14 protein-coding genes are annotated in these 23,201 nt (G+C 67.2%); 7 read left to right on the plus strand and 7 right to left on the minus strand.

Annotated elements, in window-relative coordinates:
• Positions 1 to 13: 13 nt before the first annotated feature.
• Together rhaI and BGP17_RS05720 are read left to right on the plus strand one after the other, a co-directional pair.
• Positions 14 to 1,309, plus strand: coding sequence for an L-rhamnose catabolism isomerase (rhaI, locus tag BGP17_RS05715; RefSeq protein WP_286711306.1), 1,296 nt, complete (start codon positions 14 to 16; stop codon positions 1,307 to 1,309).
• Positions 1,310 to 1,377: 68 nt separating this feature from the next.
• Positions 1,378 to 2,157, plus strand: a complete 780-nt coding sequence (locus BGP17_RS05720) for a DeoR/GlpR family DNA-binding transcription regulator (protein ID WP_167300595.1) — start codon at positions 1,378 to 1,380, stop codon at positions 2,155 to 2,157.
• A gap of 16 nt (positions 2,158 to 2,173) precedes the next feature.
• On the opposite strand, the gene BGP17_RS05725 is transcribed toward BGP17_RS05720, so the two are convergent.
• The 5 genes from BGP17_RS05725 to dgcN all read right to left on the minus strand — a co-directional run bounded on the left by BGP17_RS05725 (position 2,174) and on the right by dgcN (position 10,343).
• A complete protein-coding gene (locus tag BGP17_RS05725; protein WP_286711307.1) occupies positions 2,174 to 3,748 on the minus strand; it encodes an N-acyl-D-amino-acid deacylase family protein in 1,575 nt (524 codons plus the stop codon).
• A gap of 14 nt (positions 3,749 to 3,762) precedes the next feature.
• Entirely contained in the window at positions 3,763 to 6,579 is a 2,817-nt protein-coding gene (locus BGP17_RS05730; protein WP_286711308.1) for a TonB-dependent receptor domain-containing protein, read from the minus strand.
• Positions 6,580 to 6,682: 103 nt separating this feature from the next.
• Positions 6,683 to 8,323, minus strand: coding sequence for an N-acyl-D-amino-acid deacylase family protein (locus BGP17_RS05735; RefSeq protein ID WP_286711309.1), 1,641 nt, complete (start codon positions 8,321 to 8,323; stop codon positions 6,683 to 6,685).
• A gap of 35 nt (positions 8,324 to 8,358) precedes the next feature.
• Entirely contained in the window at positions 8,359 to 9,348 is a 990-nt protein-coding gene (dgcA, locus tag BGP17_RS05740) for an N-acetyl-D-Glu racemase DgcA (RefSeq protein ID WP_286711310.1), read from the minus strand.
• Positions 9,306 to 10,343 (minus strand): N-acetyltransferase DgcN, encoded by a 1,038-nt coding sequence (dgcN, locus tag BGP17_RS05745; protein ID WP_286711311.1) that lies wholly within the window; start codon positions 10,341 to 10,343, stop codon positions 9,306 to 9,308. Before dgcN ends, dgcA begins: the two co-directional genes overlap by 43 nt.
• 276 nt (positions 10,344 to 10,619) lie before the next feature.
• Between dgcN and BGP17_RS05750 the strand changes: the two genes are divergently transcribed.
• The 5 genes from BGP17_RS05750 (at position 10,620) to BGP17_RS05770 (ending at position 18,862) form a co-directional block, all read left to right on the plus strand.
• Positions 10,620 to 11,171 (plus strand): RNA polymerase sigma factor, encoded by a 552-nt coding sequence (locus BGP17_RS05750; RefSeq protein ID WP_286711312.1) that lies wholly within the window; start codon positions 10,620 to 10,622, stop codon positions 11,169 to 11,171.
• Positions 11,171 to 12,136, plus strand: coding sequence for a FecR family protein (locus BGP17_RS05755; RefSeq protein WP_167300601.1), 966 nt, complete (start codon positions 11,171 to 11,173; stop codon positions 12,134 to 12,136). The genes BGP17_RS05750 and BGP17_RS05755 overlap by 1 nt, the downstream gene beginning before the upstream one ends.
• A 124-nt stretch (positions 12,137 to 12,260) precedes the next feature.
• Positions 12,261 to 15,533 (plus strand): TonB-dependent receptor, encoded by a 3,273-nt coding sequence (locus BGP17_RS05760; protein ID WP_167300602.1) that lies wholly within the window; start codon positions 12,261 to 12,263, stop codon positions 15,531 to 15,533.
• 124 nt (positions 15,534 to 15,657) lie between these two features.
• Positions 15,658 to 16,086 (plus strand): PraA/PraB family alkane oxidation protein activator, encoded by a 429-nt coding sequence (locus tag BGP17_RS05765; protein ID WP_167300603.1) that lies wholly within the window; start codon positions 15,658 to 15,660, stop codon positions 16,084 to 16,086.
• 226 nt (positions 16,087 to 16,312) lie between these two features.
• Positions 16,313 to 18,862 (plus strand): porin family protein, encoded by a 2,550-nt coding sequence (locus tag BGP17_RS05770; RefSeq protein ID WP_286711313.1) that lies wholly within the window; start codon positions 16,313 to 16,315, stop codon positions 18,860 to 18,862.
• Between the two features lie 159 nt (positions 18,863 to 19,021).
• Here the strand turns inward: BGP17_RS05770 and BGP17_RS05775 are convergent, their stop codons facing one another.
• Positions 19,022 to 20,338: a M20/M25/M40 family metallo-hydrolase gene (locus tag BGP17_RS05775; protein ID WP_380926306.1), complete on the minus strand. Its 1,317-nt coding sequence runs from the start codon at positions 20,336 to 20,338 to the stop codon at positions 19,022 to 19,024.
• Complete coding sequence (locus BGP17_RS05780; RefSeq protein ID WP_286711315.1) at positions 20,338 to 23,157, minus strand: TonB-dependent receptor plug domain-containing protein; 2,820 nt, start codon at positions 23,155 to 23,157, stop codon at positions 20,338 to 20,340. Before BGP17_RS05780 ends, BGP17_RS05775 begins: the two co-directional genes overlap by 1 nt.
• Positions 23,158 to 23,201: the final 44 nt, after the last annotated feature.

The raw sequence follows: 23,201 nt of genomic DNA on the forward strand, positions 1-23,201 counted from the left end.
ACAAGAGGGTGCAATGGCGAAGGAACTGCCGCTTTCGGTCGACCAGATCGAAAGCCACAATGCGGCGCGGGTGGAAGCGCTGCGGGACGAATATGACAGCCTGGGCCGCGCGCTCGGGCGCCGCGGGATCGACATCGATGCAGTGAAGGCGCGCGTCGCCGGCTTCTCGGTCGCGGTGCCGAGCTGGGGCGCCGGGCGCGGCGGCACGCGCTTCGCCAAGTTCCCGATCGCCGGCGAACCCACGACCATCCACGAGAAGCTGGCGGATTGCGCCGTGATCCACCAGCTCTCCACCGTCACGCCGCGCGTCAGCCCGCATTTCCCCTGGGACAAGGTGCGCGACTATGCCGCGCTGCGCGAGGAGGCGGCGGCGCTCGGCCTGGGCTTCGACGCGATCAACTCGAACACCTTCCAGGACCAGCCCGGCCAGAAGCTCAGCTATCGCGACGGCAGCCTTTCGGCCGGCGATGCCGGCGTGCGCGCCCAGGCGGTCGAGCATAATGTCGAGTGCATCGAGATCGGCCGCCAGCTCGGCGCCAGCGCGCTCACCGTCTGGGTGGGCGACGGCACCAACTTTCCCGGCCAGCAGGACCTCGCCAAGTCGCTCGACCGCTATCTCGAGGCCGCGGCCCAGGTCTATGCGGCGCTGCCCGACGACTGGCGCATGCTGCTCGAGCACAAGATGTTCGAGCCGGCCTTCTACTCCACCGTGATCTCGGACTGGGGCTCGTCGATCCTCGCCGCGCAGGAACTGGGCCCCAAGGCGAAGTGCCTGGTCGATCTCGGCCATCACGCGCCGAACGTGAACATCGAACAGATCGTCGCCCGGCTCCACCGCTTCGGCAAGCTCGGCGGCTTCCACTTCAACGACAGCAAATATGGCGACGACGATCTCGACAGCGGATCGATCAACCCGCACCAGCTCTTCCTGGTCTTCAACGAACTGATCGAGGCCGAGCTGAACCCGCGCGACGGATTCGATCCGGCGTACATGATCGACCAGTCGCACAACGTCACCGATCCGATCGAGAGCATGATCTCGTCGGCCGAAGCGATCGCAGGCGCCTTCGCCAAGGCGAGCCTGGTCGACCGCGAGGCGCTCGCCGCCGCGCAGCAGGCCAACGACACGATGCTGGCCTTCCTCACGCTGCGAAAGGCCTATCGCACCGACGTATCGCCGATCCTCGCCATGGCGCGGATGGAAGCCGGCGGCGCGATCGATGCGATCGTCGCCTATCGCGACAGCGGCTGGCGGGCACGCAAGGCGCAGGAACGGATGGCCGTGGGGCTCGGCGCTGGCATCGTTTGAGCGGAAAAGATTGATTTCGGCAGATTTGCCCGGCACAAGACCCTAGGAAATTTGGGGCTCCACCGGAAATGCATGTCGAAGAGCGCGATAGCCTGATCCTCGATCTGATGGGGAAAACCGGCTTCGTGTCGTTCAAGAGCCTGGAGGCGACCGTACCGGCCTCGCCCGCCACGCTGCGCCGCGATCTCGACCGGCTGGAGGGCAAGGGCGTGATCCAGCGCGTGCGCGGCGGGGCGCGGCTGGTCGGCGACGAAGGGGAGCGCACCGACGTCCAGTCGCTCGCCGGCGTGCCGTTCCACGAGAATATCGATCGCAACCGCAAGCAGAAGGAAGCGATCGGCCGCGCCGCCGCCACGCTCTGCCAGCCGGGCGAATCGATCATCATCGACGGCGGCTCGACGACGCTGCAGATGTGCCGCCACCTGGCCGGGCTCAACCTCCAGGTCCTTACCAACTCGCTCCATGTCGTGAGCGCGCTGCTGCCCCAGCCGGGCACCCGCATCGCCGTGCCCGGCGGATCGGTGTTCCGCGAACAGAACATCATCCTGGGCATCGGCGGCGAGGAATGCATGCCGCGCGTCCATGCCCCGCGCCTGTTCATGGGCGCGGCCTTCGTCGGCGCGCAGGGCGTGATGCAGGCGGACGTCGTGCTCGCCGCCGCCGAGCGCCAGATGATCGACCGCGCCGAATGGGTGGCGCTGCTCGTCGACAGCTCCAAATTCGCCGCGCCCTCGGGCTCGGTGGTGTGCGGGCTCGACGAGCTCGACGTGATCGTGACCGATGCGGCGATCGGCGATGCCCATGCCCGCATGATCGAGCAGGCGGGCGTGAAGCTGATCATCGCCTGAAACCCGCGCCGAACGATCAGGGCGTGCGCAGGAGCACCCTGCCGAACCGCTCCGGCGCCGGCGTGCCCCGCACCAGCGCGGCCCGCCCGTTGACGAAGACATAGTCCATGCCCTGGGCATAGGCATGCGGCTTCGCATAGGTCGCCGTGTCGCGCACCGTCGCCGGATCGAAGACGATCACATCGGCAAAGGCGCCCTTGCGCAGCGCCCCGCGATCGGTGATCGCGAAGACCCGGGCCGGCAGCCCGGTGGCGGCATGGATCGCCTGGGCCATCGAGATCACCGGCTTGTCGATCACATAGTTGCGCAGCTTGCGGGGAAAGGCGCCATAGGCGCGCGGATGCTCCGCGGTCCGGCCGAAGGGCGGCAGGCCGCCGTCCGTCGACGTCATCGTCCAGCTCTGCCGCATGAACGCCTCGACGTCCTTGTCGCTCATGTTGAACGACACGGTGGGCGCCCCGCCTTGCTTGAGCATCTCGATCGCCGCGTCGAGCGGATCGAGCTTCATGATCGCGCCGACTTCGTCGAGCCGCTTGCCGTCAAGCGACGGGTCGGCCTTGTAGGCGCGGATCTGGATCGCGCGCGGCCCGGCGCGGCGGGCGAGATTGGGGACCATCTCGGCGCGAATGCGGGCGCGCATCGCCGGGTCCGCGAGCCGCTTGGCCAGCGCCTCCGCTCCGCCCTCCTGCGCCCAGCCGGGGACCAGCGAGGCCATCAGGCTCGAGCCGGATGCGGTATAGGGATATTGATCGGCCCAGACCTGCACGCCTTCGGCACGCGCCCTGTCGATATGCGCGATCACATCGGCCGACTTGCCCCAGACCTGCGGCCCCAGCACCTTGATGTGAGTCACGACGCCGGGGAGCCTTGCCCCCCGCGCGACGGTGATCACCTCTTCCACTGCCGCGACGACGCCGATGTCGTAATTGCCCTCGTCCCGGATATGGCTTTCGTAGAAGGCATGCGGAAAGGCCGCGGCGGCCTTGGCGAGGCCGACGATCTCCGCCGTGTTCGAATATTTGGCCGGAATGTAGAAGGGCCCGTCGGACAGGCCGATGGCCCCCAGCTTCATCGCCGTGGTGACCAGCCCTTCCATCCTTGCCTGCTCCTCGGGCGTGGCAAGGCGATCGACATTGCCCATCACCGCTGCGCGCACGGCATTGTGACCGATCATCGGAGCGACGTTGACGCCGGGGACGTTGGCCTTGAGATCGGCGATCTGGGGCGCCAGGTCGGCCGGGCCGCCGCCATCCGGATTGAGGAACAGGGTGGTGATGCCCTGATGGAGCATCGGCAGCGCGGCGGCGAGCTCGGGCGTCTGGATATTGGGCGCCGCGTGCGAGTGCGGATCGATGAAGCCTGGCGCGACGATCCTGCCGCGCGCATCGACCACCGTCTTCGCAGTCGCCCTGGCGGGGATGGTCCCCACCGCGACGATGCGGTCGCCCATGATCGCGACATCGGCGCTGCGGCCCGGCGCGCCGCTGCCGTCGTACACAGTGCCGCCACGGATCAGCACGTCATAGTCCTGGGCGAGCGCGGGAGAGGCCGTCGCGAGCAATGCGACGGCGGACAGCGTCAGGGTCTTCATCGATCCGCCTCCCTTCACATCTTGAACCGGGCGCCGATGCGGAAGGTCCGCCCCAGCAGGTCGTAGATCGACTGGTTGGTCGCCGGCGTCGCATAGGCGCTGCCCGCGGGTCCCGGCGCCACCACGGGCGGATCCTTGTCGAGCAGGTTGGAGACGTTGAAGAAGAGCTGCACGTCCCTACCCCCCATCTTGAAGCCCTGGGTGAGCGAGGCGTCGATGTAGAAGGCGCCCTTGATCCGGTTGTCGTTGATCGTGCGGTTGGTGACGGTGGAAGTCGGGCAGCCGCTGGTGCATTCGACGAAGCTGTTGTCGTAGACGCCGTCGCTCACCCCGCGTCCGATCAGCGTGGCATTGAAATCGTCCACGTCATAGCTGGCCTGGGCGCGGTAGAGCCATTTCGGCGTGCCGCCGGGGGCGTTCTGGCCCACCGTGTCGGTCGGCGCGTCGATGCCGTTGTCGAAGTAATTCTTGATGTAGCGCGTCGCCATGCCGCGCAGCGAGAAATTGCCGGGGCCGACGCGGGTCCGGTACGAAGCCTCGAAGTCGATGCCCTGCGCCTTCTGCACCGCGAAGTTGAACGGGCTCTCATACACCTGCAGGTTGTTGCCGAACGCATTGGGCCCGCGCACCACGGCCGCGCAAAAGGCCTGGATGCCTTCGTTGCAGCGATCGACGATCGTCTGCGCCGCGACCGATCCGATCGCGCCGTTGATCTTGATGTTGTAGTAATCGACCGACATCGCGAAGCCGCGCAGGAAGCTTGGCTGCAGCACCACGCCGACCCCCCATTGATCGGCCTTTTCGGGCTGGAGCAGCGCGTTGCCGCGGGTCGTGCCCGCAAAGGTGACCGACGCGTTGTTCTGCGAGGAATCGATCAGCACGTTGATCCGGGTCGATCCGGCGGTGAACAATTCGCCCAGATTGGGCGCGCGGATGTCGCGCGAGCGGGTGGCGCGGAAGCGGATGTCGGGGATCGGCTGGAAGGTCAGGCCCGCCTTCCAGGTGGTTACATAGCCCGAAGTCGAATAATCGGTCCCGCGCACCGCGCCGTTGAGGTCCAGCCCCTTGATCACCGGCACCGCGAGTTCGACATAGCCTTCGGTCACGCTGTACTGGCCGAAGCTGGGCAGGAAGTTTCCGACGAACCAGCCGCTCTGATATTCGCTGGGCACGAAGCCGCTTACCTTCTCGCGGCGATGCTCGCCGCCGACCGAGACGGAGACCGGGCCGGCCGGCAGCGCGAACGCGTCGAACGCCAGGTTGGCCGCGACCACGTCCTGCTCGAACTTCTGCCGGCGATAGGGATTGCCGAGGACATAGGCGAGCGCTTCGGGGCTGGCGACGCCGATGCCGAGGCGGTTCAGCGGCACGCAGCCATTGGTCGGCGCCGTCAGCGTCGAACGGCACACGATCGTCCCCGCGGGCACGCCCATCGCATTGCCGGCCGGTGCGAACACCGCGTCCTGGGCCAGCGCGAGCCGGGCATTGTTGGTGATGTCGCGCGCCATCTCGCGCGTGCGGCTGATGCCCTTCTGGTAATAGACGTCCCAGCGCGCGGTGCCGGCGAATAGCGGGAAGCTGCCATTGGCGCCGACGACGTAGCGCTGCAATTCGCGCTCGGTGTCGTTCTTGCGGATCGGCAGGTCGGCGTTGCTGGTGCCCAGCGTGAAGCTGGCGATGCCGCCGAGCTGGGCACGGACCGAGGCCGGGATATAGGCATTGTCCGAACGGATCGTGACGTTCGCCTGGTTGAGCTGCACGCCGAGCCAGCCGAGATTCTGCGACTTGGCATAGGAAGCCTGGCCGAACAGGTTGAGCCCGTCGGCCACTTCGAAGCTCACCCGGCCGAACAGGCTCTTGCGATTCTCCTCCGGATCGAGCGACTGGAAGCCGTTGACCTGAGTCGACTGCCAGTCGCCGCCGATCTGCCAGGGATCGCGGTTGGTGCCGAAATTATACTGGCTGACCGCCCCGCCATAGCCGAACTGGGTGCCGCGCAGCGCGGTGTTGAGGATGACGCCGCCCCGCGTCGCCTGGCTGAGCCCCGCGCCCGAGACCACCAGCCGCTCCGGCTGGCCGTTCCCCGCCACATAGGCGGGGTTGTTGATCATGTACCAGCCGCGGTTGTTCCAGTCGCGCGGGACGCCGTGCAGCCCTTCCTTCACCGAAATCTCGCCGTTGAGCAGGATATGGCCTCGCCCACCCGCGAAGCCGGTGCCGGCGGTCAGCGTCGCACGGTAGTTGGGCGCATCGCCATAGGTCGAGATGCCATATTCGACCGTGCCCTTGAGGCCGGAATATTCCTTGTCGAGGATGAAGTTCACCACGCCCGACACCGCGTCCGAGCCATAGGCGGCGGAGGCGCCGCCGGTGACGATCTCGACGCTCTTGATCAGGCCCTGCGGAAAGGTGTTGACGTCGACCAGGCCGCCGACGGTCGATCCCACCGAGCGCTGGCCGTCCAGCAGCACCAGCGTGCGCGCAGTGCCGAGCGCGCGCAGGTTGAGCGCGTTGACGCCGGCGGTGCCGGCCGAGATGTTGAGGTTGGAATTGGCCGGCGTCACGCTGCCGACCAGCGACGGGATCTCGTTGACATAGTCGGCGACGTTGGCGGGCGCGCTCGCCGCCATGTCCTCCGCGTTGATCACGGTGAGCGGCGTCGGCGCCTGATAGCCGTTGCGCTGGATGCGCGTGCCGGTGACGGTGATCTCGGTCTGCGGCGCTTCGGCTGCCGGCTCGCCGTTCTGCGCGTCCTGCGCATGCGCCGCGCCGTTCCACAGCAGCGCGATCGCCAGCGCGGACAGAGAGGCGGCCCTCGTCGATCTTGTCATATTTCTTCCCCTTCCTCGGTATAGTCGAGCGATGATGCCACTCGTGCGCCGGTTGCTCCGGCTGCACCGCATCGGCTCCTTCCTGCGGTTCCCTGTCAGTTACTTATCGGCAGCTCCCCGGCCTGGGCTGGCGCGGCAGCGGGCGGCCCCCGGCGGCGCCGGTCGGCGCGCCATTCTCGATGGCGACCACGCCGTTGACGATCACCGTGCGCATGCCCGTGGAGAACCGCGCCGGACGGACATAATCGGCCCGCGGCGCGAAGCGGCCGGGGTCGAACGCGATCACATCGGCAAAGGCGCCGGCCTTGAGCTGCCCTCGCCCCTCCAGGCCGAACATCGCCGCCGTCACGGCGGTGCTGCGATCGATGAAGGCGCGCAGGTCGATGACCTGCTTCTCCTTCACATAGGTCGCGTATTTGCGGGCGAAGGACGCATAATAGCGCGGATGGCCCTGCGACGCGTCCGAACTGGTCACTACCCAGGGCTGCCGCATGAAGGCGGCGATGTCCGCCTCGCTCTGATTGAACGACGCCACGCCCGCCTCGCGCTTGCGCAGGATCGCGATCGCGGCGTCGATCGGGTCGGCGCCGGCGCTCGTGGCGATCTGCGCGAGCGTCCTGCCTTCCGCATCGGCCGGGCCCGACGTGATCAGCAGCGAGGCGGGACCGCCGCGCCGGCGCAGATTGTCGGCGATCTCCGGCCGCATCCGCGCCATCGCGGCGGGATCGTCGAAGCGCCGGAGCATCGCGTCGCGGCCGCCATCCTGCGCCCAGCGCGGCATCAGCGCCGCCGACAGCCCGGTTCCCGAGGCGGACCAGGGATATTGATCGGCATGGACCACCTGCCCCGCCTTCCGCGCCGCCTCGATCTGGGCGATGATCGCCCCGGCCTGCCCCTGCACGTCGACGCCCAGCGCCTTGATATGAGCGATGTGCACCGGGATGCCGGCCTCGCGCCCGATCTCGATCGCTTCGGCAACCGCGCCCTTCAGGCCGATCGTATAGGAGGATTCGTCGCGCAGATGGCTGTCATAGATGCCGCCCTTCTCCGCCGCGGCGCGGGCCAGCGCCACCACCTCGTCGCGCCTGGCGAAACTCTGGGGGGCGTAGAACAGGCCGGTCGAAAGGCCGAGGGCACCCTGGCACATGGCCGAGGAGACCAGCCCCTGCATCCGGGCCAGCTCCTCCGGGGTCGGCGCGCGATCGTCGGGGCCGATCACCTTCAGCCGGACCGCGCCCAGGCCGACATACGTGGCGAAGTTGATGCCATAGTCGCGGCTCGACTGGCCCAGCGCCGCCTCTCCGTCACCGCCCTTCGCTCCGCTATCGCGGCCGAAGGTGCGGGCGACATCGGGGTCGCCGCCGCCGTCCACCCCGATAAAGGCAGTCGTCACGCCCTGGGTGAGGAACGGCAGCACCAGCCGCGCCGCGGGATCGCCGGACGCCAGCGCGCCGTTGACATGGGTGTGGGTGTCGATGAAGCCGGGCGCGACGATCAGACCGGTCGCATCGATGATCCTTCCGGCCCCGCCGGACGCCCTGGGGCCGACATAGACGATGCGGTCGCCGCGGATCGCCACATCGCCTTTGAAAGGCGCGGCATTGCCCGGATAGATGGTACCGCCGCGCAGGATCAGGTCGGCGCCCGGTTCCGGGCTGCCTCCCCGTGCGAGGGCACCTCCGGCGGCGGTGGCCAGCACGATGCCCGCCGCCACGCCAATCTTCAGCTTTCGACCCCGAACCATCCGACGCGACTCCCCTTGTTGCTTGTTGCTTCCGGCTATGGCGCTCCCCAGAATCCGGGGGCCGGCGGCGACAGCACGCCCCGTTCGCCACGCACGCCGCCCGGCCGGTCCTCCGCCAGCCACAGCGGCCCGTCGAGATCGACGAAACCCGAACGGGCGGCGATCACCAGCGCGGGCGCGATCGACAGCGAAGTCGAGATCATGCTGCCCGTCATCACGCCGAGCCCGGCGGCCGCGGCGGCCTCCGCCAGCGCGAGCGCGCCGGTGAGGCCGCCCGTCTTGTCGAGCTTGATGTTGATCACCTGATACCGGCCGGCGAGCGCCGCGACGTCGTCGGCGATATGCGCGGATTCGTCCGCGGCGATCGGGACCAGCGGCGCGAACCCCTCCAGCGCATCATCCTCGCCCGCAGGCAGCGGCTGTTCGAGCAGATCCACGCGCAGCTCGACCAGCATCGGCTGCAGCCGTTCGATCTCCGCGATCGTCCAGCTCTCGTTCGGATCGACGATCACGCGCGGCGCCGGCGCCGCCTCGCGCACGCGGCGGATCTGGGCCTCGGGATCGCTGCGATCGACCTTGATCTTGATCAGCGGCACATCCGCCAGGCGCTGCGCCGCCGTCGCCATTGCTTCGGGCGTGTCCAGGCTGACGGTCATGGCCGTCGCAGTCGGCCCCAGCGGCGCCATGCCGAGCAGCTCGGTCACGCTACGCCCGGCCAGCTTCGCCTCCAGGTCCCACAGCGCGCAATCGACTGCGTTGCGCGCCGCGCCGGCCGGCATCAGGGCAAGCAACGCCTCGCGGGAAGCCCCCGCCTCGATCGCGCCGCGTACCGCCGCGATCTCCGCGAGCGCGCCTGCGATCGACTCGCCATAGCGCGGATAGGGCACCCCCTCTCCCCACCCGACCGCACCCTCGGCCGCGATCGAGACGGTCACCACATCGGCGACCGTCTTCACGCCCCGCGAGATGCGGAAGGGCGTGGCTAGAGCGAAAGCGTCGCTACGCGCGGCGAGGCTTCGAAGCATTGGTCGATCCTGTCGATGATGGAGTCCACACCCATGGCGAAGGGGTCCGTGCAGGGCAGGCCGAGCGCATCGGCGGTCTCGGCGCAAAGCCGCTCCGCTTCCGCGCGCGCGAGCTTGGACGTGTTGAGCGCGACGCCGACCGCCCGGACCTCGGGACTGGTGAGGCGCGCGACGGCCAGATTGGCCTCCAGCGTTTCCCGGAGCCCCGGCACCGGATAATGCGGCAGGCCGCGCATATGGGCACGCATGGGATCGTGGCAGAGCACCAGCGCCGCCGGCTGCGCGCCGTGCAGCAGGCCGGTGGAGACGCCCGCGAAGGAAGGGTGGAACAGCGAACCCTGTCCCTCGATCAGGTCCCAGCCGTCATCGGTGCGCGCGGGCGAGATGTCCTCGATCGCCCCCGAGATGAAATCGGCGATGACGGCGTCGAGCGGCACGCCGCTGCCGGCGATCAATATCCCGGTCTGGCCGGTCGCGCGGAAATCGGCGGCCATGCCCCGCGCGCGCATGCCGCGCTCCAGGCAGAGCGTCGCGTACATCTTGCCCACCGAGCAATCGGTGCCGACGGTGAGCAGCCGCTTGCCCGCGCGCCGCTTGCCATTGCCGACAGGGATGCCGGGCCGGGGATCGCGCACATCGTGCAGCTTGCGCCCATGGCGCGCCGCCGCCGCCACGATCGCCGGTTCCTCGCGCAGCCGGTGATGCAGCCCGGACGCCACGTCGAGCCCCGCCTCGATCGCCGCGATGGCATCGCCGACCAGATCGGCGCTCATCCGGCCGCCGGCATTGGCGATGCCGAGCACCAGGGTCCTGGCCCCGGCGGCCACTGCCTCGGCAAAGCCCATGCGCGGCAGGTCGAGCGTCAATCCGCAATCGTCGTGCCGAAATTCGCCAACGCAATCGTCCGGCCGAAACACCGCCAGCCCGCGGGAGGTCTTGATGCCCACCTCGTCGTTCGAATGGCCGAGATACAGGAGATAAGGACTGGCAATCATTGAAAACCCCGATTGATGCCTCGCATCGCATGATTGCCGAAACACGGGCCGACGCCACGTTCGAAGGCCGCGCTGCAGCATAACCATTCGTTATGGACAGGCGGAGTTGAGATGCGCGCCGCGTAAAAATAGCGCGGGTTGCAATAAGGAAATTCACTGGTCAGGTATCTGTGCAGTACGGACGACAAGAAGCCGCGTAGAAAAGAACAAAAAAGCAGGAGAGGCACGACGAAGAAGGAGGCGAACTTCGAACGACGTCGCCTGAGGGCGACGTGGGTGGCGGAAACGGTGATCCCGTACGAGAGCACGGTACGGGCATGGCTGGTGCGCGCGCGCGTTTCGGAGGAGGATATCGATGACATCGTTCAGGAAGCCTATTGCCGCCTCGCCGCGCTCGACACGGTCGACCATATCACGCGTCCGGGCGCCTATTTCTTCTCGATCGTACGCAACCTGCTGCTGCAGCGCCTCAAGCGCGGCCGGATCGTATCGATCGACATGATCGCCGAGATCGAAACCTATGCGATCGACGACAGCCCCTCGCCCGAACGCGAAGCCGCGGGCCGGCTCGACTATGCGCGATTGCGCGCGATCATGGCCGGCCTGCCCGAACGCTGCCGGCGCATCGTCGAGATGCGCAAGATCGAGGGCATCTCCCAGAAGGAGATCGCGCGCCGCGTGGGCGTCAGCGAGAGCGTGGTCGAGAACGACGTCCATCAGGGCGTCCAGACGATCCTGCGCGTCTGGCGCGACGAGGACCGCCGGGTGATGGCGTGGCTGAACGGCTTCGAAGCCGGCACGCCGCGCGCGGACGGGGGGCGCCGGTAATGACGCACCAGAGCGCCCGCGAGATCCAGGAGGAAGCCGCGCGCTGGGTCGCGCGGATGGACGGGTCCGAATGGAACGACATCGACGAAGCCGAGCTCGGGCTCTGGCTCGAAGTGGATCCGCGGCGGCGCGGCGCGCTGCTGCAGGCCCAGGCGGCCTGGGCGACGCTCGACCCCCTGCGCCCGGCCAATGCCGACGACGCGGAAGCCGAAGCGCCGACCTATCGCTCCCGTACGGGCCGGCGGCGCTTCCTGATCGGTGGCGGCGCGGCGATCGCGGCATCGCTTGCGGGCGCGGCGTTCCTGCTCGACCGTGGCACCGAATATGGCACGCAGATCGGCGAGATTCGCCGCGTGCCGCTCGCCGACGGCTCGACGATGGTGATCAACACCGCCAGCCTGGCTTCGGTCGACCTCGAGGAAGCGCGCCGCCTGGTCCGGATCCGGCAGGGCGAGCTGTGGTTCCAGGTCGCCAAGGATGCGAAACGCCCCTTCCTCGTGGAGGCGGGAAAGATCCGCGTACAGGCCGTGGGAACCGCCTTCGCCGTCCGGCGCCGCCAGGCAGGCGCCGACATCACCGTGACCGAAGGCGTGGTCGAAGCCTGGGCGAACGGCGCCGCCGCGCCGCATATCCGCATCGCCGCGGGCGAGCATGCCTTCCTGGCCGACGATGCCGCAGTCGTCCGCGCGCCTGCCAGCGCGAGCTCGGTCTATCGGGCGCTTGCCTGGCGCGAAGGCAAGATCGACCTTGCCGGCGTCACGCTCGCCGACGCAGCCGCGGAGTTCAACCGCTATAATCGCCGCCAGCTCGTCATCGTCGATCCCGGCATCGCCCGCGAAAGCTTCGACGGCACGCTGCGCACCGACGATCTCGAAGGCTTCGCCATGGCCGTGCAGGAAAGTCTGGGCGTGCCGATCGACCTGAGCGATCCGAACGAAATCCGCCTCGGCCGCCCGCGAAAATAAGGAAAATCGCCGCCGGGGACTCTTGCGGAATAACGGGCGCAAAAAGCCCGCAAGGGAGAGGAATAACATGGGGATTATGCGGGGGCGTGCCGCCCTGTTGGGGGCGACTGCTTGTATCTTCGTAATGACGGCGCCGGCGGCTTCGGCGCAGCGGCGTAGCTTCGACGTATCGGCGCAGGCCGCGGAAACCGGCATCGTCGCGCTGGGCCATCAGGCCGATATCCAGATCATCGCCGCCCGCAAATATACCAGCGGGAAGCGCACCGCCTCCGTGCATGGCGAAATGACGATCGACCAGGCGCTCGGCGCGCTGCTCGAGGGCACGGGGCTGGTCGCGCGCCAGACCGGTGCCAAGACCTATGTAGTGCTGCCCGCCGCCGGCGCGGTGACGCCCACCTCCAGCGCCCCGCCCGCGCCCGTCCGGCCCGTCCAGGTCTCGGGCACCAGCGAAGCGCCGGGCGCGGCGCAGGACGATGGCCCGACGGAGATCATCGTCACCGCGCAGAAGCGCGAGGAATCGATCCGGGACGTGCCGATCGCGGTGTCCGCATTCTCCGCCCAGGCGCTCGACGACCGGAAGATCGAAGGCGGCTCGGAACTGCTGCGAGCGATTCCGAACGTCACCTTCTCGAAAAGCAATTTCAGCATGTACAATTTCTCGATCCGCGGGATCGGGACCAAGGCGATTTCGGCGTCGAGCGATCCGGCGGTCGCAGTGAGCTTCAACAACACGCCGCTGGTGCGCAACCGACTGTTCGAATCGGAATTCTTCGACCTGGCCCGCGTCGAGGTGCTGCGCGGCCCGCAAGGCACGCTCTATGGCCGCAACGCGACGGCCGGCGTGGTCAACGTGATCCCCGCCCTGCCGGACGCCCATTTCGGCGCCGAAGTGAAGGCCGAGGTCGGCAATTACGGCACGATGCGCCTGAACGGCATGATCAACGTTCCGCTCGGCGACACGCTGGGCATCCGCGTCGCCGGCGCCTGGACCAGCCGCGAGGGCTTCGACTACAACAGCTTCACCAAGCGGGACGTCAACGGGCGCAACCTCTGGTCGACCCGCGGAACGGTGCAATGGATTCCCAGCGACCGGTTTCGCGCGAACCTGATCTGGCAGCATTTCGACGAGGACGACAACCGGGCGCGCACGGGCAAGCAGCTGTGCACCACCGATCCCGGCCCGGCAAAGGTCGGCAACGTCACGATCACCAATCCTAGCCTGCGCGGCAAGCTGAGCCAGGGCTGCCTGCCGGGCTCGCTCTATGACGATGCGGCCTATGGCGTGCCCAATGGGCGCAGCCTCGTCTATCTGAAAGTGCCCTCCGACATCCTGCTCGGCTTCCAGCCCAACCCCGCCCGCCCCGACCGGCGGGGCGGGCCGCGCGTCAACGTCCTCAAGGACGCCGACCCTTTTGCCGGGGTGACGCAATCGCGGAACCTGCGTGAGATATCGACCAGCTACGACCCGGTGTTCCGCGCGACGAACGACGTCTACCAGCTCAACCTCGAGTTCGTGCCCGCCGAAGGGCTGAAGCTGGTGTCGCAGACCGCCTATGCCCGCGACCGCTATTATTCTTCGCAGGACTATAACCGGTTCGTCAGCAACCCGATCTTCAACGACTCCTCGCAGCTCCTCCTCGACGTGCTCGGCCGGACCATGGACACGTCGGAACTGCCCACCCCGGGCGGCATATATTGCGATCCCCAGCTCGGCTGCTCCGACCGAATGGTCTCGGTCGACATAAGTCGTTCTAGAAATCGCCAATGGTCTCAGGAGTTCCGCCTTCAATCGAGCTTCAGCGGACCGCTCAATTTCAACCTTGGATTGAACTATCTCGATTTCAAATCCAAGGACGATTACTACGTCTTCAATAACATGTTCACCCTGATCGCCGACTGGTATTACAGCCGCGGCGGCACGACACTCAAGCCGGCGGTCGCGCCCTGCGGACTCGGCTTCGAAGCACGCGAATGCCCCTATGTCGACCGCAACCCCCTGGGAAGCCTCGACAATCAGGGCCACAACTACTTTCTGAGCCAGAATGGCGTGCGGATCAAAAGCAAGGCCGCCTTTGGCGAGCTCTACTGGAACGCCACCGACAATCTGAAGCTGACCGTGGGCCTGCGCTACACGCAGGACGAGAAGGTCTCGACCCAGATTCCCAGCCAGCTGCTGCTGGGCGGCGGCACCGGTACGCCGTTCCCCGGGGACACCACCGGCGGCCGGGTGAACAGCGGCTATCCCGCCCTGCCCGACATCCACCAGAAATGGGGGAAGTTCACCGGGCGCGCGGTGATCGACTGGAAGCCGACGCTCAGCTTCACCGACGACACGCTCCTCTATCTTTCGGCGGCCCGCGGCTACAAGGGCGGCGGCGTCAATCCGCCTCGCGTCGATTTCAACCCGGCGATCGTGCAGTATCAGTTCCTGCCGCAGACCTTTCGGCCGGAATATGTCAACGCCTTCGAGATCGGCACGAAGAACGCCTTTGCCGGCCGCAAGCTGACTCTGAACGCCACTGCATTCCTGTACGATTACAAGGATTACCAGATCTCGCAGATCGTCGACCGGATTGCCTATAACGAGAATTTCGGCGCCACGAGCATGGGATTGGAGCTGGAGGCGGCATGGCGCCCCTCGCGTGCCTTTCGCATCGACGGCAATTTCGGCCTCCTCAAGACGCGGCTGAAGAAGGGCTCGGAGTCGATCGACGTGATGAACCGGACGCAGGGCGATCCGGACTGGGTGGTGCTGCGGCCCTGGCTGCAGGTCCCCTCGAACTGCATCGCGCCCCGCGCGCTGGTGGAGAAGGTGCTGCCGTCGGGCAACGAGATCGCGCTGGCCGCACTCTGCCCGGGCGCGACCCGCATCGGCACCTACAACCCGGCGGTGGACAGCAAGTTCAAGCTCTACAACACCTATGGCTTCACCTATGATCCGTTCGCGCCCTACAATGCGAGCACGGTCGGCCTGAACATCGCCCAGGGCGGAAGCGGCGCGCCCAATGGCGGGCGCGGCTTCGCCGCCGACCTCACCGGCAACGAGCTACCCAACGCCCCGCGCTGGACCGCCAATGTCGGCGCGCAATACACTTTCTTCCTGGATGGTGGAGACTGGGAACTCACGCTGCGCGGTGACTATTACCGTCAGTCAAAAAGCTATGCGCGCGTTTATAATACCGCCTATGATCGCCTGAGAGCGTGGGACAACGTAAATGCAGCCCTGACTTTGTCTCGGCCGAAATCCGACATTACATTTCAGCTCTACGTAAAGAACCTTTTCAACAACACCCCGATCACGGACTTCTTCACAAATGCCGATGATACTGGCCTGACAACCAACGTATTCACGTTGGACCCTCGCATCGTGGGATTCAACATCATGAAGCGATTCTGAGACGAACCGTTCAACGCAATTAATTTTACGTTAAATCTGAATACTCTTGAATAAAATGACAGATAAGTTATAGTCGAGTCGCACTGATAAGACAGTGCGAATCAAATAACGCGGGAGATGATAAATGAACAGGCTCAACAAACTCGTCCTGATTTCATCGGCTGTTGTTGGTTCGACGTTCTTCGGTTCGGCGGCCATGGCTCAGGCTGCACCGAACGGCGTTCTGAACGGCGTCGTCGTCGCCACCAAGGGCATCACCGTCACGTGCGATCTGAAGCTCACTCTCGATGCGGCCAACAACAAGGGCTCTATCGAGATGAACCCCGGCGACACGAACTGCGCCGCGCTGCACTTCAACAACATGCCGTACACCACCTCCTATTCGGCCGGCGTCCTGACGTTCCACAACGTCGATGTGACCACGATCACCATCGGCGACTGCTATGGCGACATCAGCGGCACCTGGGATGGCAGCACCCTGACCATCAGCGGCGCCGTCCTTCCGCCCCACACCGGTGGTCCGGCCTGCACGGTCGATGGCTTTGCCGCCTGAATGAAGGTGCACTCACCCTCTCAACACTGAAACTCGGCGGGCGCATTGCTTCGGTGCGCCCGCTTCATTTCCCTGCAGTGCGGGCGCATCCCCGCAACGCGGTGTCGTTATCGTCCTTGCCTCCGGCCACAAGGCAGCGCGCCTTGATTTGACCGGAGCGTTAGTCATTACGGGTCCACGGCGTCGTATCGGGGGAATCCGGAGTGCGGAAAGTACGCGGTCTATGATGCCCCTGGCCCGTTTCTCCGTGCTGCTGTCCCTTGCACTGCCCATGACGCTGCCCCAGGGTGCCAGGGCGCAGACGGCGGGCGAAAAGCCGGGCGCAGCCACCGGCCCGCAGGACCGCCCCTCTCCCGCCGAAGCGCAGCCGGGGGACGAGATCGTCGTCACCGCCCGGCGCTATGGCGAAGCCAGGGTAGCCGCCGAGACGGAGTTCGGCGAGGACGAGATCGCCAGCCACGGCGCGGACAGCATCCAGGACCTGCTGGCTCGCCTGACGCCCTTCATCGGCAATAGCGGCAGCGACGACGAACCGGTCCTGCTCATCAACGGCCGGCCGGCGGATGGCGACCGCTCGATCCTGTCCTATCCGGCGGAAGCGCTGAACCGCCTCGCCGTGCTGAAGCCGGATGCCGCGGCGCAATATGGCTATCCGCCCGGCCGGCGCGTCGTCAATCTGGTCCTGAAGCAGCACTTCGCCAGCCTGAACCTGGACGCGGGCATGACCGCAGCGACCGCGGGAGGGCAATATGGCGGCGACCTTTCCGCGGGCCGGGTGACGATCGACGGGCCGACCCGCTGGAACGTGCAGGCGCGCATCAGCCGGGACTCGGCGCTCCGCAAGAGCGCGCGCAGCCTCCCCGCGGCAGCGGGCATCTTCGACGGCACGGGCTATGTCACCGCGCCCGGCGGCGGAGAGATCGACCCGGCGCTCAGCCAGCTCGCCGGCCGGCCGGTGGGCCTTGCCGCCATCCCCCCGGGGGCCGCATCGCAGGCGCCGACGCTCGCGGACTTCGCCGGCACCGCGGACCGCACGCATCCGGTCGATCCCGATGCATATGAGACATTGCTGCCGTCGAAGCGCTCGATATTGCTCAGCGCCGGCGTCACCCGTCCGCTGGGGGCGTTTTCGGCATCGCTGAGCTTCAATGCCACCAGCATCGGGAGCAACGGGCTGCGCGGGCTGCCCATGGCTTCGATCGAGATCCCGGCCGGCAGCCCCTGGTCGCCCTTCGGCAACGCGGTGCTCCTGGTGCGCCCCTTTGCCGGCGAGCGGGCGCTGCGCAACGATAACAGCTCGCAAACGCTGGGCACGTCGCTGACGCTGACGGGCCGGATCGCGGATTGGCAGGTTACGCTTTCCGGCAGCTATGGACGCAATTGGACGGACAGCCTGATCGAGCGCGGAATCGATGCGCGCAGCGTGCAGCAACTGGTCGCCGCTGGCGATCCCGCGTTCAATCCCTATGGCCCGTGGAGCACGCGGTTCCTGCTGGCGGGCCGCAATCGCGCGAAAGGCGACAATCTCTCCGCCCGGCTCAACGTCATCAAGACGGCGATCGATCTCCCGGCGGGGCCCCTGACCGCCAATTTCTCGATCAATGCCAGCCGCAACAGCCTGGAGAGCCGGAACGGAGACCTTTCGGGCAATCTCGTCGTCACCGATCGGGCATCCGGCCGGATCGACGGGCAGCTCTCCCTGAACGTCCCGCTGTCCCGGCGCGGAAAGGATGGTGCCGGCCCGCTCGGCGACCTGGCGCTCAACCTGGTCGCGGGCGGCCAGTCGCTCTCGGGGGGCAGCCTGCAGAAGCGGTTCGGCGCCGGGCTGACCTGGACGCCGCATCCCGTCCTCCAGCTTCGCGGCACGCTGGAGGATGTCGAGGCAGCCCCCTCGCCCGAACAGCTCGACGGCCCCGTCGTCACGACGATCAACCGGATCTACGACTATGCGCGGCAGGAAGCGGTCGATGCCATATGGATCCTGGGCGGGAACCCGAATCTGGGCCGCGGCCGGCGCCAGAGTCGCGCGCTGACGGCAATGGCGCGTCCGCTGGCGGACCAGACGCTGACGCTGAACTTCGGCTATAGCGAGCAGGTCGCCAAGGGCGGCGTCGCGCCCTTCCCCGAGCTGACGCCGGCGATCGAGGCAGCCTTTCCGGAGCGCGTGACGCGGGATGCCGGGGGCCATCTGGTCTCGGTCGACGCGCGCGCCATCAATCTCGCCCGCGATACCAGCGCCGAGCTGACTTCGGGCATCGCACTGCTGCTGCCGCGCCGCGGCAAGGCCACGCCCGCCGGGGCCAGTGCCGATCCGATGCGCTGGAGCATCTCGCTCAACTATCGCCGCCGCCTGAAGAGCGAATTGCTGACGCGCGCCGGCATTCCGCCGATCGACCAGCTCGGCCCCGACAGCGGCCAGTCCCGCGATTTCGTCTCGCTCCAGGCGACCGCGGGAAAGCGGGGCATCGGCGCAACGCTGAACGGGAACTGGAGCGGTTCCGCGCGCCTGCGCAACGCCGGGCCGGGCGGCGCCTATCGCTTTGCCCCCTCGTCGATCCTCAACCTGTCGCTCTTCGTCGAGCCCGAACACATCCTGCCCGGCGCGGCGAAAACGCCCTGGCTGAAGAATGTGAAGCTCTCGCTCGACATCCGGAACCTGTTCGACGGCTATCGCCGGGCGACCCTGGAAGACGGCAGCATCCCGGCCGGATACACGCGCTACCAGATCGATCCGCTGGGGCGCACCGTGCGCCTGTCCATCCGGAAGCGCTTCTAGCACGGCGGCGGGAAAGCGGGCCGGGCCGCCTCGGCGACGCCCAAACCGCTTGTCCTTCCGCCGCCATCCCGATTTACATCGTCATCGCCGGCTTCGCAGGGACGACGGGGTTTGCCGATCGGGTCGTTGTCCCCGGGGGCCCGTCCTTCCCTCGACGCCTCACCGCCTGGCGGGCCGCCCCGCGCCCAGGCGCGTGATCAGGATGGCCGCGCGCTTTGCCTGGCGCCGGATACTCGCAAGGTCGACGGTCTCGCCCGGCGCGTGATCGCCGGTGCTGTAGGTGCCGAGGCCGGCCAGGCTGTCGACGTCATGCGCGACGAACGAAATGTCCCCGGCGCCGCGCTTGAGCGGGTCGAGCGGCGCCATCTCGGCCAGGCCGAGGTCGCGGTTGACGCCGTTGAGTGCCGCCAGCAGCGCCTTGTTCCCCTCGGTCGGCGCCATCGCCGGATAGCCTTCGCCGAATTCGATCCTGGCATCGGTGCCCGGGGCGTGCGCCGCCACGATCGATTCCATCTTCGCGCGGATCCGCGCGGTCTGCTCGACGCTCAGCGTGCGGAAATCGCCGGTCGCGACGGCGGTGGCGGCGATGATGTTGGTCTTGCCCGCGGCCCTGGCATTGCCGCTCTCGTCGATCGCGGCGCTGGCGCCGCCGGCGATCACCCCGGCGTTGAAGGTGAGGTTGGGCTCGGGCAGCTCCTTGCGGAAGGCCGCCAGGATGCGCGCCAGCTCGTTGATCGCGCCGTCGCCGAAATCGGGCCCGAAGATCAGCGAGCTATGGCCGGTCTTGCCGGTCGCGGTGATCCGCCAGTCGGTGACCGAGCGACGCGCGATCGAGCCCATGTCCTTGCCGCCGTCGATCACCAGCCCCTCGAAATCGAGCGCGACATCGGCGCGCCTGCCCGCGGCGATCAGATCGGCGCGCGCAATGCTGTGCGGGCTGCCGGCATCCTCCTCGTCGCCGGTGAGCATGATCTCGATATTCGCGTCCTTGAGCGTGCCCGCCGCCTGCATGGCCCGCAGCGCCGCGACCATCACGACCATGCCGCCCTTGTCGTCGCCCGCGCCCGGCCCCTCGGCCTTGTCGCCGGTGCGGACGAACTTCTGGAAGGGCGAGCCCGGCTCGAACACCGTGTCGAGATGGCCGATCAGCAGGATGCGCCTGCCGCCCGGCTTGCCGCGATGGACCGCGATCAGATGGCCGGCGCGCTGGACGGCGTCCATCGGCTTCCAGCTGACGACGAAGCCGAGCGGCTCGAGCTCGGCGCGCATCATCTCGCCGATCTTCGCCACCCCCTGCAGGTTCAGCGTGCCGCTGTTCTGGTCGACCAGCCGGGCGAGCAGCGCCACCGAACGCTCGAACTCGGCATCGACCGTGCGGTCGATCGCCTTTTCGGGCTTCGACAGTCCCTGCGCCGCGGCGGGCGCCGCCCCCGCCAACAGCGACGAGGCGAGAAGAATCGCTCCGGCCTGGCGGATCACAGCTTGGCCCCGCCCATCTTGTAGGTCAGCTGCACGTAGAAGCTCCGCCCCACCCCGTCGAACCACGAGATGTCGTAATAGGGATAGGCGCCATAGGTGCGGTCCTTGATCGGGTTCTGGTCGAACAGATTGTTGATCGTGCCCGACAGGCGGAAGCGATCGGTGATGTTGTACTGGGCCGACAGGTTGAAGAGATAGCTTTCCTTGATGAAGGCATTCTCGTCGTAATTGGGCAGCCTGCCCAGGCGCTGCCCGGTCAGCGTCGTCGAGAATTTGCCGAGGTCCCAGCTGAGGCTCGCCGTGCCCTTGTCGCGCGGGATGTCGTAGCCGCTGTCATAGGTCAGCTTGTCGATCACCGGATCGCCCGGATACTGGCGGATCGTGTGGTTGAGCACATAGGTGTAGCTCGCCGAGAGCGCGAAGGTGCCGATCCCGGCCGTCGGGATGCGGAGATGCGCGGCGAAGTCGATGCCGTCGGTGGTCTCCTTCGCCACGTTGATCGGATTGATGAAGACGCCCTGGAGCTGGCCATCGAGCGCGCCGCCGACATAGCGCTGCACGCGCGCCTTCGCGTCGAGGCAGGTCGGCGAATTGCCGTCGACCGGGCTGCCCGCCGCTGTCTGCTTGAGAAGGCAATCGGCTTCGTCGCGCAGGATGCTGTCGATGTTCATGTCGAGCACCTGGTTCTTCATCGCGACCCGGAAATAGTCGACCGACACGTCGAAGCGCCGCGACGGCTGCCACACGATGCCCGCGTTGAGCGAAGTCGAGGTCTCCGGCCGCAGCCGCCGGTTGCCCGAACGGTGCGAGACGATGCCCTGATCGGCATAGCTGCAATCGGGCAAGGCGACGCCCGGCTCGTCCCTGCGGCAGAGATAATAATCGGTGCCGGAGGGATGGGTGTTGCCCGGCCCGCGGAAGACATAGTTGAGATCGGGCGCGCGGAAGCCGGTGCCATAGGCGCTGCGGAGCATCAGCGACTTGGTCGGCCGCACCACCGCGCCGAGATTGTAGGTGAACTTGCCGAAGCCGTTGCCGGCGAAGCTGTAATGATCGTAGCGCGCCGCGGCATCGAGCTCGAGGAACGAGAAGGCCGGGATGCGCAGCTCGCCGCCGGCGCCCCAGTGCTGGCGCGTCCCCTTCCCGTCCGAATCGACCAGCCCGACATAATATTGAGTCAGCGCGAGCGGATCGGGCTTCAGGTCATAGCCCTGGTTCCCCACTTCGGCGCTGATCGCGAAGCCGACCGGGCCGCCGGGCAGGCGGAACAGTTCGGTATTGTTCACCGTGGCGGCGACGTTGTTGACCCAGGATTTGGGCCGATAGATCGAATCGGCAGTGATCGAGCGATACTCGGCCGGCGTCAGCGGCGTGTAGAGCCGCGTCGGATTGGCGTTGAACTGGGCATAGCCCGAGTTGGGATCGACGCCGACCTGCGGACCGAGGAAGAAGGCATTGGCCTTGGAGATCACCACCTGGGGGAAGGAAATCCGCGCGCTGTATTCGGCGTGGTTGAGGCTGAACTCATAGTTCCAGGTGCCGCCGAAGCTGCCCTTGACGCCCGGCGTGACATTGTAGCTGAACGAGCGGTTGCGGGTCATGCCCACATCGAACCCGCCCATTTCCTCGGGCGTGAACTGGCGCGTCCAATTGTCGAGCTGGTCGCCGCTGTCGGTGTCGCCGGGGGCCAGGTAATTGGGATTGTAGAAGGTGCCTTCCTCGTTCCCGTCGGGCGCGACGTACGACCAGGACAGCACGTCGCGGAACAGCTTGAGGTTGGAATAGCTGGCCTGGAAGTCGAGGAACAGTTCTGCATGGTCGCTCAGCGTATAGCCCATGGTGCCGAAGCCGCTGGCCGATTGCCGCTTCGAGAGCATCGTGCCGTAGGCGACCGATGCGTTGCTGCCACAGAAATAGCCGTCGCCGGAGATGGTGTCGCGCCGCGGGCGCGCGGCATAATAGGTGGTGCCGCGGTTGAGCGAGGACAGCCGGTCGCACGTCGCCTTGCCGGGGTTGATGTAATAGAGATATTCGTCGGCGCGCAGGAAGGTGCGCCGGGCCAGCGGGGCCCCGGTGGGATCATCGGCGGTCGAATCCTGCAGCTTGCGCTGATATTGCCATAGCGGCCGCTGGTCGAGCAGTTCGACACCGACCACGCCGTGAAAGCCGCCGGTCTCCCAGCCCGTGGTGAGGCTCAGCCGCTGCGACGATCCGCCGCCATGCTCGGTCGCCCCGTAGCGATAGTCGATGCGGGTGCCGTCGGGCTTGGACTTGAGCTGGAAATTGACCACGCCCGAGATCGCGTCCGACCCGTAGATCGCCGAGGCGCTGCCGCTGAGGATCTCGACGCGCTCGATCAGCCCCACCGGGATGTTCGAGATGTCGGTGAAGTTGCCGTTGCCCTTGAAGGGCAGCGGGAAGTCCGCGATGCGGCGGCCATTGACCAGCACCAGCGTGTGGTTGGGGCCGAGCCCGCGCAGATCGACCTGCTGCGCGCCCGGCGTGAAATCCGCGCCCGAGAAGCTCTGCTGGCTCTGCGTCTCGCCGCCATTCTGGGTGATCGCGCGCAGCACGTCGGGCACGCTCTGATAGCCGCTGCGCAGGATGTCGTCGGCGGTGATCGTCGTCACCGGCGCGGGCCCCTCGCCCTGGATGCGCGGGATGCGCGAGCCGAGCACGACGATCTGCCCCTCGCCCTCGCTCGCTTCCTGGCCCGTCGCCGGCACGCTCTGCTCGCCCGACGCCGCCTGCGCCATCGCCGCGACCGGGAGCGCGACCATGCTGGTCCCCGCCAGCGCCACCGCCACCAACTTCATGTACCGCATATATCGACCCCCTGATGCGTTTGTGACATATTGAT

It is taken from the genome of Sphingomonas sp. 67-41 (assembly GCF_001899725.1).
In the GTDB taxonomy this organism is placed as follows: domain Bacteria; phylum Pseudomonadota; class Alphaproteobacteria; order Sphingomonadales; family Sphingomonadaceae; genus Sphingomonas; species Sphingomonas leidyi.